General features: G+C 54.2%; 13 protein-coding genes and 1 riboswitch. Of the genes, 12 read left to right on the top strand and 1 reads right to left on the bottom strand.

Features of this window, described 5'->3' with window-relative positions; translation table 11 throughout:
* Positions 1–38: 38 nt before the first annotated feature.
* Positions 39–140: riboswitch (purine riboswitch) on the top strand.
* Positions 141–442: 302 nt separating this feature from the next.
* The 4 genes from purE (at position 443) to M1D61_RS18985 (ending at position 4,442) form a co-directional block, all read left to right on the top strand.
* Positions 443–943, top strand: coding sequence for a 5-(carboxyamino)imidazole ribonucleotide mutase (gene purE, locus M1D61_RS19000; protein ID WP_458120156.1), 501 nt, complete (start codon positions 443–445; stop codon positions 941–943).
* Positions 940–2,121: a 5-(carboxyamino)imidazole ribonucleotide synthase gene (gene purK / locus M1D61_RS18995; RefSeq protein WP_458120155.1), complete on the top strand. Its 1,182-nt coding sequence runs from the start codon at positions 940–942 to the stop codon at positions 2,119–2,121. The genes purE and purK overlap by 4 nt, the downstream gene beginning before the upstream one ends.
* 4 nt (positions 2,122–2,125) lie before the next feature.
* A complete protein-coding gene (gene purB, locus M1D61_RS18990; protein WP_458120154.1) occupies positions 2,126–3,421 on the top strand; it encodes an adenylosuccinate lyase in 1,296 nt (431 codons plus the stop codon).
* 127 nt (positions 3,422–3,548) lie between these two features.
* Positions 3,549–4,442 (top strand): phosphoribosylaminoimidazolesuccinocarboxamide synthase, encoded by an 894-nt coding sequence (locus M1D61_RS18985; protein WP_458120153.1) that lies wholly within the window; start codon positions 3,549–3,551, stop codon positions 4,440–4,442.
* Between the two features lie 336 nt (positions 4,443–4,778).
* Here the strand turns inward: M1D61_RS18985 and M1D61_RS18980 are convergent, their stop codons facing one another.
* Complete coding sequence (locus tag M1D61_RS18980) at positions 4,779–4,934, bottom strand: hypothetical protein (RefSeq protein ID WP_458120152.1); 156 nt, start codon at positions 4,932–4,934, stop codon at positions 4,779–4,781.
* A 36-nt stretch (positions 4,935–4,970) separates the two neighbouring features.
* Between M1D61_RS18980 and purS the strand changes: the two genes are divergently transcribed.
* The 8 genes from purS to purD all read left to right on the top strand — a co-directional run bounded on the left by purS (position 4,971) and on the right by purD (position 15,118).
* On the top strand, positions 4,971–5,216 hold the full coding sequence (purS, locus tag M1D61_RS18975; RefSeq protein WP_046213913.1) for a phosphoribosylformylglycinamidine synthase subunit PurS: 246 nt from the start codon (positions 4,971–4,973) through the stop codon (positions 5,214–5,216).
* 4 nt (positions 5,217–5,220) lie between these two features.
* Positions 5,221–5,910 carry a phosphoribosylformylglycinamidine synthase subunit PurQ gene (gene purQ, locus M1D61_RS18970; RefSeq protein WP_046213912.1) on the top strand — a complete coding sequence of 230 codons (690 nt, stop codon included), beginning with the start codon at positions 5,221–5,223 and terminating at the stop codon, positions 5,908–5,910.
* The gene (gene purL / locus M1D61_RS18965) at positions 5,888–8,137 is read left to right on the top strand and encodes a phosphoribosylformylglycinamidine synthase subunit PurL (RefSeq protein ID WP_458120151.1); all 2,250 of its coding nucleotides are present in this window, start codon (positions 5,888–5,890) and stop codon (positions 8,135–8,137) included. The genes purQ and purL overlap by 23 nt, the downstream gene beginning before the upstream one ends.
* Complete coding sequence (gene purF / locus M1D61_RS18960; RefSeq protein ID WP_458120150.1) at positions 8,122–9,600, top strand: amidophosphoribosyltransferase; 1,479 nt, start codon at positions 8,122–8,124, stop codon at positions 9,598–9,600. Before purL ends, purF begins: the two co-directional genes overlap by 16 nt.
* A 799-nt stretch (positions 9,601–10,399) precedes the next feature.
* Positions 10,400–11,446 (top strand): phosphoribosylformylglycinamidine cyclo-ligase, encoded by a 1,047-nt coding sequence (gene purM, locus M1D61_RS18955; protein WP_458120149.1) that lies wholly within the window; start codon positions 10,400–10,402, stop codon positions 11,444–11,446.
* Positions 11,443–12,063 carry a phosphoribosylglycinamide formyltransferase gene (gene purN / locus M1D61_RS18950; protein ID WP_458120148.1) on the top strand — a complete coding sequence of 207 codons (621 nt, stop codon included), beginning with the start codon at positions 11,443–11,445 and terminating at the stop codon, positions 12,061–12,063. The genes purM and purN overlap by 4 nt, the downstream gene beginning before the upstream one ends.
* A 39-nt stretch (positions 12,064–12,102) precedes the next feature.
* Complete coding sequence (gene purH, locus M1D61_RS18945) at positions 12,103–13,650, top strand: bifunctional phosphoribosylaminoimidazolecarboxamide formyltransferase/IMP cyclohydrolase (protein WP_458120147.1); 1,548 nt, start codon at positions 12,103–12,105, stop codon at positions 13,648–13,650.
* Between the two features lie 196 nt (positions 13,651–13,846).
* Positions 13,847–15,118: a phosphoribosylamine--glycine ligase gene (gene purD / locus M1D61_RS18940; protein WP_458120146.1), complete on the top strand. Its 1,272-nt coding sequence runs from the start codon at positions 13,847–13,849 to the stop codon at positions 15,116–15,118.
* Positions 15,119–15,215: the final 97 nt, after the last annotated feature.

The following is a 15,215-nucleotide window of genomic DNA, read 5'->3' as shown; positions in this document are numbered from 1 at the left end:
ATGTAGCTGGTTGGTACACTGTGTAATGTAGCTTGAAGCGATGCAACAATCGAATGACTCGTATAAAACCGGGGATAAGGCCCGGAAGTTTCTACCCGGAAACCGTAAACTTCCGGACTACGAGGGTGAACAGCGGATGATCATCATCACCGCGGAATCTGCAGCGAGATTGGAACCGCCTGCTCCGGTATGGAAATGGAGGAACAATCTGCCCAGCAGCAGCGTGTTGATGATGAATGACCGTCTGCTGCACCCGATAAGTCCGGAAATCCTGAAGATCGATATTATTTCTGATCAGGGTTTGCGGATTTTTTTATGACCAATCCGGGAGAGATGCATTCATACTGTGAGAATATGATGCTGTTATGCTGTAAATAACAGTGTCCTACCATATCGCTGCCAGTACGGCAGCCATCTATAATTACAGAAAGTGGGTTATCACATGTCAGTACAGGTCGCTGTCGTTATGGGCAGCAAGTCAGACTGGGAAACAATGCAGCACGCCTGCCGGATGCTGGAGGAGCTGGAAATCACTTATGAGAAAAAGGTCGTCTCCGCCCATCGTACACCTGATTTGATGTTTGAGTTTGCAGACCAGGCTTCGTCCCGCGGGATCAAAGTCATTATCGCCGGTGCAGGCGGTGCAGCTCATCTGCCGGGAATGATTGCGGCCAAGACGCTGCTGCCCGTTATAGGCGTGCCGGTTAAATCAGCCGCGCTGAACGGACTGGATTCGCTGCTGTCGATCGTACAGATGCCGGGTGGTATTCCGGTCGCCACGGTTGCGATCGGCAAAGCGGGCGCGACCAATGCAGGACTGCTCGCTGCCCAGATACTCGGCGCTTTTGACCCGGAAGTGATGCAGCGTGTGGAAGCACGCCGTGAACGGATCAAGCAGGAAGTGCTGGAAAGCAGTGATACCCTGGGAGTGGAACAATTATGAATCCCGATCATAATCATCAACAGGCAGGCAAAGTGATTCCGCCGGGTTCAACGGTAGGCATTCTTGGCGGAGGTCAGTTGGGACGAATGATAGTGCTGCAAGGCGCGCCGCTCGGCTACCGGTTCATTACACTTGATCCGGCTTCGGATTCGCCCTGCGGTCAGGTGAGCCGCCAGATTACAGCGGAATACGATGATGTAGAGGCTGCCGGCAGATTGGCGGAGCAGGCGGACGTAATTACGTATGAATTTGAAAATGTGGATGCCGGCGTCGCAGCTTTGCTGGCCGAGCGATCCTACGTCCCGCAGGGCAGTCAGCTGCTGTACACAACCCAGCATCGTCTGCGTGAAAAGCGGGCAATCGAAGCGGCAGGTGCAATCGTAGCACCGTATGCGGAAGTGACCAGCGCAGCAGAGACGCTGGCGGCTGTACAGAAGTTTGGCGTACCATGTGTGCTAAAGACAGCGACCGGCGGTTATGATGGCAAGGGACAGTACGTGATTCGCTCGGAAGAGCAGGCCGCACAGGCATACACGGAACTGAGCGCAGCCGGCACGGAGCTGGTCGTGGAGCAGTTCATTCATTTCCAGTGTGAACTGTCCGTCATCGCTGCCCGCAGTACGCAGGGAGAGATTACTACTTTCCCGGTCGCAGAAAATATTCATGTTGATAATATTCTGCATCTGTCGATCATACCTGCACGTGTACCGGAAGAAGTGCAGCGCCGGGCTGAGCAGATGGCAGCGGATATCGCAGAATCGATGAATGCGGTCGGACTGCTGGCAGTGGAGTTGTTCTGTACGGCAGATGGGCAGCTGTATGTGAATGAACTGGCGCCGCGTCCGCACAATTCGGGGCATTACACGATGGAGGCCTGTGACACGTCACAGTTCGAGCAGCATGTACGGGCGATCTGCGGACTGCCGCTCGGCAGCACGGCGCTGCGTACGCCGGTCGTGATGGTGAATATTCTCGGAGAACATATCCCTGCTGTGATGGAGCGGATGGTGTCGACAGATGCTGCAGCCAAGCAGCTCGGCGTCGTACCGAAGTACCATTTATATGGGAAAGAAGAAGCCAAGCACAAGCGCAAGATGGGACATATCAATGTGCTGTGTCATAATATAGAAGATGCTCTGGCATGGATCAACCAAACGAACATATGGAGGAATAAATAAACTTATGATTGAACGTTACAGCAGACCGGAAATGCGAACTATCTGGAGTGAGGAAAATAAATTCAAAGCCTGGCTCGAAGTGGAAATATGTGCGTGTGAAGCATGGGCAGAACTCGGCGTTATCCCTCAGGAAGATGTACAAAAGCTGCGTGCGAATGCTTCCTTTGATATCGACCGTATTTATGAGATCGAGCAGGAGACGCGTCATGACGTGATCGCTTTTACCCGTGCGGTATCCGAGAGTCTCGGTGAAGAACGCAAATGGGTGCACTACGGCCTGACATCCACCGATGTGGTGGACACGGCACTGGGCTACCTGCTGCGCCAGGCGAACGAAATCCTGGAGCGCGATATCATCAACTTTATCGATATTCTCAAAGAAAAAGCGGTAGCCTACAAAAATACGCCGATGATGGGCCGCACCCACGGTGTACATGCCGAGCCGACGACATTCGGGCTGAAAATGGCACTATGGCATGAAGAGATGAAACGCAATCTGGAGCGCTTCCGCCATGCGGCAGATGGTGTACAGTACGGCAAAATGTCCGGCGCTGTCGGAACCTATGCCAACATTGATCCACGCGTCGAAGAGATCGTGTGCGCCAAGCTAGGCACCAAGCCAGCTCCAATCTCGACTCAGACGCTGCAGCGCGACCGTCACGCCGAGTACATGGCAACCTTGGCACTGGTAGCCACATCACTGGACAAATTCGCTACCGAAGTACGCGCTCTGCAAAAGAGTGAATTCCGCGAAGTCGAAGAAGCATTCGCCAAGGGTCAAAAAGGATCTTCCGCAATGCCGCACAAGCGCAACCCGATCGGCAGCGAGAACATCTCTGGATTGTCCCGCGTCATCCGTGGTCATATGCTGACTGCGTATGAGAATATCGGCCTGTGGCATGAGCGCGATATCTCGCATTCGTCCGCCGAGCGCGTCATTCTGCCGGATGCGACGATGCTGCTGAACTACATGCTGAACCGGTTTGGCAATATCATCAAGAATCTGACCGTATTCCCGGAAAATATGCAGCGCAATATGCAGCGTACGTACGGTGTACCGTTCTCCGGCCGCGTCATGACCAAGCTGATCGACAAAGGACTGAGCCGCGAGCAGGCTTATGATACCGTACAGCCGCGTGCGATGCAGGCGTGGGAAGAGCAGCGTTCCTTCCAGGATATCGTGCTGGAGACATCGGCGATTACCGATCTGCTGAGCAAGCAAGAGATCGAGGATGCATTTAACCCGGCATGGCATCTGAAGCATGTCGATACCATTTTCAAAAAGCTGGGCCTGGATTAATCCCTCCGGCGGATGACATACACAGATACAGATTGAGCGCATCAGGCTGCTGCATCGTCGTACTAGGGCTGATCGCAGCGCCTAAACGCTATATTCCAAGTTGAGATAAAGGGAGAGGGAACGCAAGATGACAGCACAGGCATTATCCACGGCAGCCGATCTGATCGACGCGCCACTGATCTATAAGGGCAAAGTACGCGAGCTGTACGATCTGGGAGAGCATTACCTGATCGTCGTCACCGATCGGATATCGGCATTTGACTATGTACTGGACCCGCCGGTTCCGCACAAAGGAGAAGTACTGAATCGCCTGAGCGCCTACTGGTTTGAGGAGACCAAGCATCTGATCGATAATCATGTCGTACATATCGATGTGGATCAGCTGGGCGATATCGTCCGCGACCGTGAAGCGCTGCGCAACCGGATCATGGTGACCCGCAAAGCCGAGCGGATCGACATGGAATGCGTCGTTCGCGGCTACATTACCGGCGGCGGCTGGCGTCAGTACCAGGAGACCGGTGAAGTTAATGGCATCCGGCTGCCGGAAGGCCTGCGCAAAAATGGCGTCTTCCCGAACCCGCTATTCACCCCGGCCGCCAAGAATGATGTCGGGCACGACGAGGATATTTCTTTTGACGAAATGAAAAATCGTGTCGGTGCGGATCTCGCGGAGCAGCTCAAGCAAAAGAGCATCGAGCTGTACGAGTTCGCCCGCCGTATCTGCGACCAGCACGGTATCATTCTGGCGGACTGCAAATTTGAGTTTGGCCTGATCGACGGCAAGCTGATCCTGATCGACGAGATCTTCACGCCGGATTCCTCCCGTTTCTGGGCCAAGGACAATTACGCGCTGGATATCGAGATCGACAGCATGGACAAGGAGCCGGTCCGCACGTATCTGGCGAATACCGACTGGGACAAAAACAGCCAGCCGGAACCGCTGCCGGAAGCAGTCGTGCAGGCGACGGCTGAGCGTTATCTCGCGATCTACGAGAAACTGACGGGGTTGAAACTGGTGTAGCAGCTGAGGAGAACGGGCAAAGCATCCGGGTGCCTGAGTATGTGTGATGACATCATACTGCAGTTTATATACTCATCAGAATCCAGGGCTTCTTAGCAAACGTCAGTATCTCAATGCTGAGAATTTAAATTATTCCTTACGATATCCAGTCATAACTGCTGCTATCGATTTGCGAGTATCGTTATCTATGCACAAGCAGTATTTGCTAGTTCTTACGCAGTTCATGGTTCATGCATAATCTAGAAAAACGGTCGGCTGCTCATTCGCCAAGCGGAGGGAACGGAATCGTTCCGAAAGGAGCCTTTAAGATCGGATATTGTCCGCAGCAGTGGACGCTTAAAAATATCCGATCTTAACAGCGACTGCAGGAATGATCCGTACCCGCAGCGCCGTATCCCGGCAGCAGCCATTTACGTCATAATCTGCATTGCAGCGCCATATCCAGAACGTATCAATCTTTTGTAGCGAAAAAGCAATATCGTATTCACTCATTCAAGCGTCATCATCCCAAGGAGGAACGAGAAGATTATGATCAAAGCGACAGTCTACGTTACCATCAAAGAAAGCGTACTTGACCCACAGGGGGCCACTGTACAGGGTGCGCTGCATTCTCTTGGATTTAATGAAGTGGAAAGTGTACGTATCGGTAAATACATGGAGATTGAACTGGACACGGACAACCGTGCTGAAGCGGAAGAACGCTTGAAAGTGATGTGCGAGAAGCTGCTCGCGAACACCGTCGTTGAAAACTACCGATTCGAACTGGAGGGTTAATTCCATGAAATTTGCGGTACTGGTATTCCCGGGTTCCAACTGTGATATCGACTGCTTCAAGGCAGTGGAAGAGACGATTGGCGAACCGGTTGATTATGTGTGGCACACGGCGACCGACCTGTCGGCGTATGATTGCATTCTCGTTCCCGGCGGATTCTCCTATGGTGACTATCTGCGCTGCGGCGCGATTTCCCAGTTTGCACCGGTGATGGCAGAAGTGGCCAAAGCGGCGGAACAGGGCAAATATATACTTGGCATCTGCAACGGATTCCAGATTCTGACTGAAGCGCGTCTGCTGCCGGGTGCACTGCTGCGCAACGGATCGATGAAGTTCCGCTGCCATGATGTGGTGCTGACGGTAACGAACAACAAGACGCCATTCACACTCGATTATGCAGAAGGTGAAGAGATCATTATCCCGATCGCTCACGGCGAAGGCAATTACTACTGTGATGAAGCGACCCTCGAACAGATGAAAGCCAATGATCAGATCGTATTCCAATATGGAGACAACCCGAACGGCTCCCTGCATGATATCGCAGGCATCAGCAATGAACGCGGCAATGTGGTCGGCATGATGCCGCATCCGGAGCGCGCGGTCAATGAACTGCTCGGCTCAACAGACGGCAAGAAAATGTTCACATCTATTCTAAAAGCCTGGAGGGATCAACATGACGCAGCAAACACCCGTTAAGGAACCGACGGCGGAGCAAGTCGCAGACCAGCAGTTATACAAACAAATGGGTGTATCCGACACCGAGTTTGATTTGATCTGCGGTTTCCTCGGACGTAAACCGAACTACACGGAAATCGGCGTATTCAGTGTAATGTGGTCGGAACATTGCGCGTATAAAAACTCCAAGCCGCTGCTGAGACGTTTCCCGACCGATGGCCCGCGTGTTCTCATGGGACCGGGTGAAGGTGCAGGGATCGTCGATATCGGTGACAACCAGGCAGTTGTATTCAAGATTGAAAGTCATAACCATCCCTCTGCAGTAGAACCGTACCAGGGTGCAGCGACAGGCGTAGGCGGCATTATCCGTGATATCTTCTCCATGGGTGCCCGTCCGATCGCTTCCCTGAACTCCCTGCGCTTTGGCAAACTGGAGAGCGACCGGGTCAAATATTTGTTTGAGCATGTGGTAGGCGGCATCGCCGGCTATGGCAACTGTATCGGTATTCCGACCGTTGGCGGCGAAGTGATGTTCGACGAGAGCTATGAAGGCAACCCGCTCGTGAACGCGATGTGTGTCGGTCTGATCGATCATGACAAGATCCAGCGCGGCGTAGCCAAAGGGGTAGGCAACCCGGTCTTTTACGTAGGCCCTCCAACCGGACGCGACGGTATCCACGGCGCGACATTTGCTTCCGAGGAGCTGACCGAGGAATCTGAAGCACGCAAGACAGCGGTACAGGTCGGCGATCCATTTATGGAAAAGTTGGTTATGGAATCCTGTCTCGAACTGATCGACTCCGGCATCGTGCTCGGTATTCAGGATATGGGTGCAGCCGGTCTGACATGCTCCAGTGCCGAGATGGCGAGCAAGGCGGGCAATGGTCTGGAGCTGTATCTGGATCAGGTGCCGCAGCGTGAGCATGGCATGACCCCTTATGAAATGATGCTGTCCGAATCCCAGGAGCGTATGCTGTTCGTCGTGGAACCCAAGGACGAAGCACAGGCGATGGAGATCTTCGAACGCTGGGGCGTTATCTGTGCCAAAGTAGGTAAAGTGACGGACGATGGACGTCTCAAGCTGTATCATCACGGCGAAGTGGTCGGCGATATGCCGGTCCATGCGCTGGTGGACGAGTGCCCGGTCTACAATAAGCCTTCTTCGGTTCCGGCTTATTATGAGCAGATGGCCAACATTGATACAGCGGCCTTTGATGAAGTAACCGATCTGGGCGGCGCCCTCAAGTCCATACTCGCTTCTCCGACGGTAGCGAGCAAGGCATGGGTGTATGACCAGTATGATTACATGGTGCGTACGAGTACGGCTGTTCGTCCGGGTTCGGATGCCGCGGTGGTACTGGTCAACGGCACATGCAAAGCACTGGCGATGACGACAGACTGCAACTCTCGCTTCGTCTATCTTGATCCGGAAGTGGGCGGCAAAATCGCGGTCAGCGAAGCGGCGCGCAATATCGTCTGCTCTGGTGCCGAACCGCTGGCGATCACGGATAACCTGAACTTTGGCAGCCCGGAGAAACCGGATATTTTCTGGCAAATGGAGCAATCGGTTGACGGTATGGCAACCGCCTGCCGCGCACTGGAGACGCCGGTTATCGGCGGTAATGTGAGTCTGTACAACGAAAATACACGCGGCTCGATCTATCCGACACCTGTGGTCGGCATGGTCGGTCTGGTACATGATACCGATCATATTACGACGCAAGGCTTCAAACAGGATGGCGATGTGATCTTCCTGCTCGGCGAGACCAAAGCGGAACTGGGCGGCAGTGAATTCCAGTACATCGTACAGGGCAAGACCGAAGGCCGCCCGCCAGGACTGGATCTGGTCGTAGAGAAGCAGCTGCTGGACGGCGTACTGGATTGCATCCAGAGCGGTCTGGTACAGTCTGCGCATGATCTGTCTGAAGGCGGTCTCGCAGTGGCACTGGCCGAATCCTGTATCAGCGGCAAGCTGGGTGCAGAGATTGCCCTCAAAAGCATCGGTTTGCGTAATGACCATCTGCTGTTCAGTGAAAGCCAGTCCCGCATCCTGCTGTCTGCAACCGCAGCACAGGCAGATGTTCTGGAAAGCAAGCTGGCCGAGCACAAAGTACCTGCTCGCCGCATCGGTAAAGTCACATCTGCAGCACAACTACAAATCACAGTGGACGGCAAACAAGTCCTGGCGGAAGAGGTAAGCAGTCTGCGTCAGGTCTGGGAGGATGCGATTCCATGTCTGATGAATTAAATAATCAGCCGCTCTGGACCGGCGACTACTATAATCAGGGGACCGGTCCGAACGATATTTTCGATACATTAAAAGAGGAATGCGGCGTCTTCGGTGTCTACGGACATCCGGGGGCCGCGTCCCTTTCTTATTATGGTCTGCATGCACTCCAGCACCGTGGTGAAGAGAGCTGCGGCATCTGTGTCAGCGACCATACCGAATTTCATTATCACCGTGGCATGGGACTGGTCAAGGAAGTATTCGATAAAGAGACGATGGCTACGCTGACCGGCGATATCTCGATCGGTCATGTACGCTATTCCACCAGTGGCAGCAGTCATCTCGGTAATGCCCAGCCGCTCGTATTCCGCTATCGTGCAGGCGAGCTGGCACTGGCGACCAACGGCAACATCGTCAACGCACCGCAGATCCGGCGCGAGCTGGAGGAGATGGGTTCCATTTTCCAGACGACCAGTGATACGGAAGTGCTGGCGCATCTGATCGCTCGTTCGTCCAAGCCGCTCGTGGAAGCGGCCAAGGATGCATTTCGCCGTATTGTAGGCGGATTTGCCTTTATGATTATGACGAATGAACAGCTGATTGTCGCCAGCGATCCTAACGGACTGCGTCCGCTGACGATGGGCAGACTTGGGGAAGCATATATTTTCACCTCGGAGACCTGTGCTCTGGAGACGATTGGCGCGGAGATTGTCCGTGATGTGAAGCCCGGTGAACTGCTGGTGCTGAATAAGGACGGACTGCATGAAGACTTCTATACCGAGCCGCAGCGCAAGGCGCTCTGCTCGATGGAATATATTTATTTCGCCCGACCGGACAGTGATATGAACGGTGCGAATCTGCACTCTGCCCGCAAACGGATGGGTTCCATGATGGCCCGTGAATCATTTATCGATGCCGATCTGGTCACCGGCGTGCCGGACTCCAGTATCTCGGCCGCGATCGGTTATGCCGAGCAGACCGGTATCCCGTACGAACTGGGCATGATCAAAAACAAATACACCGGCCGTACCTTTATCCAGCCCAGCCAGGAACTGCGCGAGCAGGGCGTCAAGATGAAGCTGAGCGCCGTGCGCCGGGTCGTCGAAGGCAAGCGTGTCGTCATGATCGATGATTCGATCGTACGGGGAACCACGTCCCGCCGGATCGTCAATATGCTGCGTGATGCCGGAGCGATCGAGGTGCATGTACGGATTACGTCGCCTCCTTTCAAAAATCCGTGCTTCTATGGAATCGATACGCCGGATCGGCGTGATCTGATTGCGTCGTCCAAGACGGTGGAAGAGATCCGGCAGGAGATCAATGCGGATTCACTCGCTTTCCTCAGCCGTGAAGGATTGATCCAGGCGGTTGGCGGAGACAACAAGGACGACTACAAAGGCGGCATGTGCATGGCCTGCTTCGACAACGACTACCCGACCCAGACCGACTTCGGCGGCGAAGAACAATTCGGGTGTGGGTGCTGAACTGCGCCGGCTGTTCGGAACGGGGGGAGCGGGGAGAAGGTCCGCTGCGGAGAAGGAATAGGCCTGCGATCGCCCGGTTGAAATCGGGGGCCTTCGAATTGGTAGACCCGTGTAGAGGAAGGCCCCCGATTTCAAAAGGCGCTCTCCGGCCTATTTCCTTCCTCTCCGCTCCCCGCACCACGTTTCTGAGAACCTGACGGTTTCAGAGCCCTTGGGGGTAAGGGGAGAGAAGAGTGGGAGAGAACGCGCGGGACGGGCTGGACTGCTTTGCAGGAGGGAATGTTTAAGGCATTAGGAGCATTGATGTTACTTGGTAGGGATGTATGTTTTACAAGTAAGGATGGGAAGGTTTGTAAGAGTGAGTGTGGGGATGATTTGTAAAGATGGATAGATGGATAGATGGGTTGATGGGTTGATGAAATAAAAGATCAACTCTATAGCCTCTTAATCATCCTTCAAATCTCAGCCCTATAAATCAAACCCGTTCAGATTAAACCAGGTCCATCCAAACCCTACAATATAAAATAGCAGTACCTGGATACGTAATTTTTTAAAACTGAAATCCTAATCTTATGGACGGTGAGGGAATGTTTGGAGATGGGGGTTCTCCATGCTCCAGCGGAGGGGATGGAATCGTTCAGGAAGGAGCATTTGCAGGCTGGCTTTTGGGGGACCCCAAAGTCAGCCTGCAACGGCGACGCCCGAACGATCCAGTCTCGCAGCGCTGTAGCAGTAGAACGCCCAATCTCCACTCCTTCCCCCGCCAATGTCCAAAGAACCTACGAAAGGTGCGATGGCAGTGTCAGATGCATACAAACAAGCCGGAGTCGATATCGCGGCAGGCAATGAAGCAGTAGAGCGGATGAAGAAGCATGTGAAAACAACGTTCCGTCCGGAAGTAATGACCGATCTCGGTGGTTTTGGCGGGCTGTTCGGTCTGAACAAGGACAAGTACGAAGAGCCGGTACTGGTGTCCGGTACGGATGGCGTGGGTACGAAGCTCAAGCTTGCTTTTGCCATGGATAAGCACGATACGATCGGTATTGATGCGGTAGCCATGTGCGTGAATGATATTATCGTTCAGGGCGCCGAGCCGCTCTTTTTCCTTGATTATCTGGCCTGTGACCGGGTTATTCCGGAGAAGATCGAAGCGATTGTATCCGGTATTGCGGATGGATGTCGCCAGGCAGGCTGCGCGCTGATCGGCGGTGAGACAGCGGAGATGCCGGGCATGTACTCCCAAGGCGAATATGATATCGCCGGCTTCACTGTAGGGATCGTCGACAAGCCCAAAGTCATTACGGGCAGCGATATTGCAGCAGGTGATGCGGTCATTGGACTGGCATCCAGTGGTATACACAGCAACGGATTCTCGCTCGTGCGCAAGCTGCTGCTTGAAGATGGCGGATATGAACTGACTGCACAGGTAGCCGAGCTGGATAACGCTGTACTTGGCGATGTACTGCTGGAGCCAACCAGGATTTATGTGAAATCTTCGCTTGCCCTGCAGGAAGCGGTACAGGTCAAAGGCATGGCGCATATTACCGGAGGCGGATTTATCGAGAATATTCCGCGGATGCTGCCGGATGGCGTTAATGTCGATATCGAGTACGGCAGCTGGCCGATCCTGCCCATTTTCCAATTGATGCAAGCCAAGGGTGCGATCAGCAACCGCGATATGTTTACGACGTTCAACATGGGAATCGGCATGGCGATTGTGGTACCAGCCGATGAGGCAGAGCAGGCGCTGACAGTATTGCAAGAACAGGGCGAAGAAGCCTATCTGATCGGCAAAGTAACCGAAGGCGAGAAAATCGTTACTTTTACCGGAGCTGAAGTGGAATGAAGCCGATGCGAATCGCCGTCTTCGCCTCCGGACAGGGCAGCAACTTCCAGGCGATGGTCGATGCCCAGCGCAGCGGTCTGCTCGGTGCGGCTGCGGTGGAACTGCTCGTATGCGACAGACCGGAAGCACCGGTCGTGGAACGTGCCCGGCATGCGGAGGTAGATACGTTCGTCTTCCGGCCGAAGGAATACAGCAGCCGGGAGCAGTATGAGCTGGAGATCCTCGCAGAACTGGCCAAGCGGCAGATTGATCTGATCGTGCTGGCCGGTTATATGCGGCTGCTCACTCCGACGATGGTCAATCCGTATATGGGCCGTATGATCAATGTACATCCGTCATTGCTGCCAGCCTTTCCCGGTAAGGATGCGATTGGTCAGGCGCTGGCATATGGCGTCAAGCTAACCGGAATCACCGTTCATTTTGTCGATAACGGTATGGACACCGGGCCGATCATCGCTCAGCAGGCACTGCCTATTGAGTCGGAAGATACCGCCGACACGCTGGCTGCACGTATTCATGAGATTGAGCAGACTCTCTATCCGCAGGTGGTTGCCCGGATCGCTGCAGGTAAAGTCCGGCTGGCTGAAGATGGACGGCATGTAATCGTAGAGTCGTAGTATACTATATTCACATTGATCAAGGAGGCTTTTTATAACATGACGATTAAAAGAGCGCTTGTCAGCGTATCCGATAAAACAGGCGTAGTCGATTTCTGCCGAGAGCTGTCCCAGCTGGGCGTAGAGATCATCTCCACCGGCGGTACCAAAAACCTGCTGGCTGACGCAGGCGTACCAGTGATTGGTATTTCCGATGTGACCGGATTCCCGGAAATTCTGGATGGACGTGTCAAAACACTGCATCCGGCTGTACATAGCGGTCTGCTGGCTGTACGCGACAGCGAAGAGCATCAGCAGCAAATGAAAGACCTGGAGCTTGGTTATATCGACCTCGTGGTCGTAAACCTGTATCCGTTCCAGGAGACGATCTCCAAGCCGGATGTATCGTACGAAGATGCGATCGAGAATATCGATATCGGCGGTCCGACCATGCTGCGCAGTGCGGCGAAGAATCATGCCTTTGTGACTGTAGTAGTAGATGCGGCTGACTACGCGACCATTCTGGATGAGGTTCGTGCAGACGGCGATACGACGCTGGATACACGCAAGCAGCTCGCTGCCAAAGTATTCCGTCATACTGCAGCCTACGATTCCCTGATCTCCGATTATCTGTCCGAGGTACTGGGCAATCCGATGCCGGAACGTTACACCGTAACCTACGAGAAAATTCAGGATCTGCGCTACGGTGAGAATCCGCACCAATCCGCAGCCTTTTACCGCAAGCCGATGGCTCCGGCAGGTACGCTGACCACTGCCGAGCAGCTGCACGGCAAAGAGCTGTCCTACAACAATATCAACGATGCCAACGCAGCGCTCCAGATCGTCAAGGAATTCAATGAGCCGGCTGTCGTTGCCGTGAAGCATATGAACCCGTGCGGTGTGGGCGTAGGTGCTACCATCGCCGAAGCGTACAACAAAGCCTACAATGCCGACCCAACCTCAATCTTTGGCGGCATCGTCGCAGCCAACCGGACGATTGATGCGGAGACGGCACAGCCGCTGAGCGAGATCTTCCTGGAGATCGTGCTGGCGCCGGACTTTACACCGGAGGCACTGGAGATTCTGACCAAAAAGAAAAATATCCGCCTGCTCAAAATGGGCGAAATTGCTGCATCCGCCGAGCGCAAGCCGCAGCATATCGTGACCATGGTGGAAGGCGGTATGGTCGTGCAGGATAGCGATGTGCATGCCATCACCGAAGCTGACCTGAAAGTAGTCACCGACCGTGCACCATCCGCTGAGGAGATGAAGCAGCTGCTGTTCGGCTGGAAAGTTGTCAAACATGTCAAATCCAACGCGATCGTACTGGCCGCAGATGACATGACCGTTGGCGTTGGCGCAGGCCAGATGAACCGTGTCGGTGCAGCGAAGATCGCCATCGAACAGGCTGGCGACAAAGCCAAGGGCGCTATTCTTGCATCCGATGCCTTTTTCCCGATGGGCGATACCGTCGAAGCGGCAGCCCGCGCAGGCATTACTGCCATCATCCAGCCGGGTGGTTCGGTAAAAGACGAAGAATCCATCAAGGCAGCCAATGAGCACGGCATCGCAATGGTGTTCACAGGCGTCCGCCATTTCAAACATTAATCCTTTCTAACCGCTTCAGCATAGTATTGCATCCTACACAACACAAGAGAACGGAGCCGAATATCATCAGGTTTGGCTCCGTTTTCCTAAATAATCACAGGTTTTCGAGAAGCGGGATGGAGCGAGACCCATCGTCTGTATCCGGTATCCCTTTTCCGTACTATCATTTCTCTATCAAAAAGGAGCGTGATCCTTTATGGATATACTCGTAATCGGCAGCGGCGGACGCGAACATGCCATCATCTGGTCGCTGGCCAAAAGCCCGCAGGCCGATCATATTTACTGTGCACCCGGCAATGCAGGCATCAGCCAGATCGCTGAATGTGTACCGATTCAGGTGAGTGAATTCGAGAAGCTGGCCGATTTTGCCGCAGAGAAGCAGGTTGGTCTGGTCGTGGTCGGACCGGATGATCCGCTGGCAGATGGTATCGTGGACGTATTCGAAGCACGGAACATTCCCGTCTATGGACCGCGCGCCAATGCGGCCCTGATCGAAGGCAGCAAGACCTTTATGAAAGACCTGCTGCACAAATACAATATCCCGACAGCAGCGTATGCCAAGTTCGACGACTATGACACCGCGCTGAACTATCTGCAGCGCCAGCCGATTCCGGTCGTGATCAAAGCGGACGGACTCGCCGCAGGCAAAGGCGTAACCGTCGCCCATACGATGCAGGAAGCCATCGAAGCGCTGCAGAACATCATGCGGGACAAAGTATTCGGCGAAGCCGGCAGTAAAGTGATCATCGAGGAGTTCATGGAGGGACAGGAGATGTCGATCCTGGCTTTTGTGGATGGAGAGACCGTGCGAGCAATGCCGGCCGCGCAGGATCACAAGCCGGCCTTTGACCAGGATAAAGGGCCGAATACCGGCGGCATGGGCACCTATTCTCCGCTGCCGCATATCGACCCGGCGATCATCGAGGAAGCGATCGAGACGATCGTGATTCCGACTGCCAAAGCCATGGTGGCGGAAGGTCGTCCTTTCCAGGGGGTGCTGTTCGCCGGTCTGATGATCACCCCGGATGGCAAGCCAAAAACGGTGGAATTCAATGCCCGCTTCGGCGATCCGGAGACCCAGGTCGTCCTGCCGCGTCTGCAGACCGATCTGCTGGACATTTTCATGGCAACCGTTAACGGTACACTGGCCGACGTGGATATTCAGTGGAGCGACGAAGCTGCCGTATGCGTCATCCTCGCCTCCGGCGGCTATCCGGGTTCGTACACGAAAGGTCTGCCGATAGAAGGACTGGACAGCGTCGAACAAGGACTGGTATTCCACGCGGGTACCGCCAAGAACGAAAGCGGCGAGTTCGTGACCAATGGCGGTCGTGTGCTGGGTGTGGTCGGACTGGGAGCGGATATCGCTGCTGCACGCACACAGGCATATGAGCAGGCGGCAAAGATTACCTTTACCGGCAAGCACCAGCGCAGCGATATTGCGGCGAAGGCGCTGGCAGGAAAGTAAGTATAGACTGGAAAGAACAAAGAACAGCCAGGCCACTCTTCGGAGTGGCTTTTTTTGTTATGTAAATGGCTAAACAGTTAAAAGGATGAAAATGTGA

The organism is Paenibacillus sp. Z6-24 (assembly GCF_054161335.1).
The sequence above is the reverse complement of the archived record's forward strand: the minus strand, read 5'-3'. Positions and strand labels throughout refer to the sequence as shown.

Excerpts from the sequence above, each read along its gene's own strand:
- purD (WP_458120146.1), top strand. The coding sequence starts at position 13,847 with ATGGATATACTCGTAATCGGCAGCGGCGGACGCGAACATGCCATCATC.
- purF (WP_458120150.1), top strand. The coding sequence starts at position 8,122 with ATGTCTGATGAATTAAATAATCAGCCGCTCTGGACCGGCGACTACTAT.
- purE (WP_458120156.1), top strand. The coding sequence starts at position 443 with ATGTCAGTACAGGTCGCTGTCGTTATGGGCAGCAAGTCAGACTGGGAA.
- purQ (WP_046213912.1), top strand. The coding sequence starts at position 5,221 with ATGAAATTTGCGGTACTGGTATTCCCGGGTTCCAACTGTGATATCGAC.
- M1D61_RS18980 (WP_458120152.1), bottom strand. The coding sequence starts at position 4,934 with ATGAGTGAATACGATATTGCTTTTTCGCTACAAAAGATTGATACGTTC.
- M1D61_RS18985 (WP_458120153.1), top strand. The coding sequence starts at position 3,549 with ATGACAGCACAGGCATTATCCACGGCAGCCGATCTGATCGACGCGCCA.
- purB (WP_458120154.1), top strand. The coding sequence starts at position 2,126 with ATGATTGAACGTTACAGCAGACCGGAAATGCGAACTATCTGGAGTGAG.
- purL (WP_458120151.1), top strand. The coding sequence starts at position 5,888 with ATGACGCAGCAAACACCCGTTAAGGAACCGACGGCGGAGCAAGTCGCA.
- purN (WP_458120148.1), top strand. The coding sequence starts at position 11,443 with ATGAAGCCGATGCGAATCGCCGTCTTCGCCTCCGGACAGGGCAGCAAC.
- purK (WP_458120155.1), top strand. The coding sequence starts at position 940 with ATGAATCCCGATCATAATCATCAACAGGCAGGCAAAGTGATTCCGCCG.
- purS (WP_046213913.1), top strand. The coding sequence starts at position 4,971 with ATGATCAAAGCGACAGTCTACGTTACCATCAAAGAAAGCGTACTTGAC.
- purH (WP_458120147.1), top strand. The coding sequence starts at position 12,103 with ATGACGATTAAAAGAGCGCTTGTCAGCGTATCCGATAAAACAGGCGTA.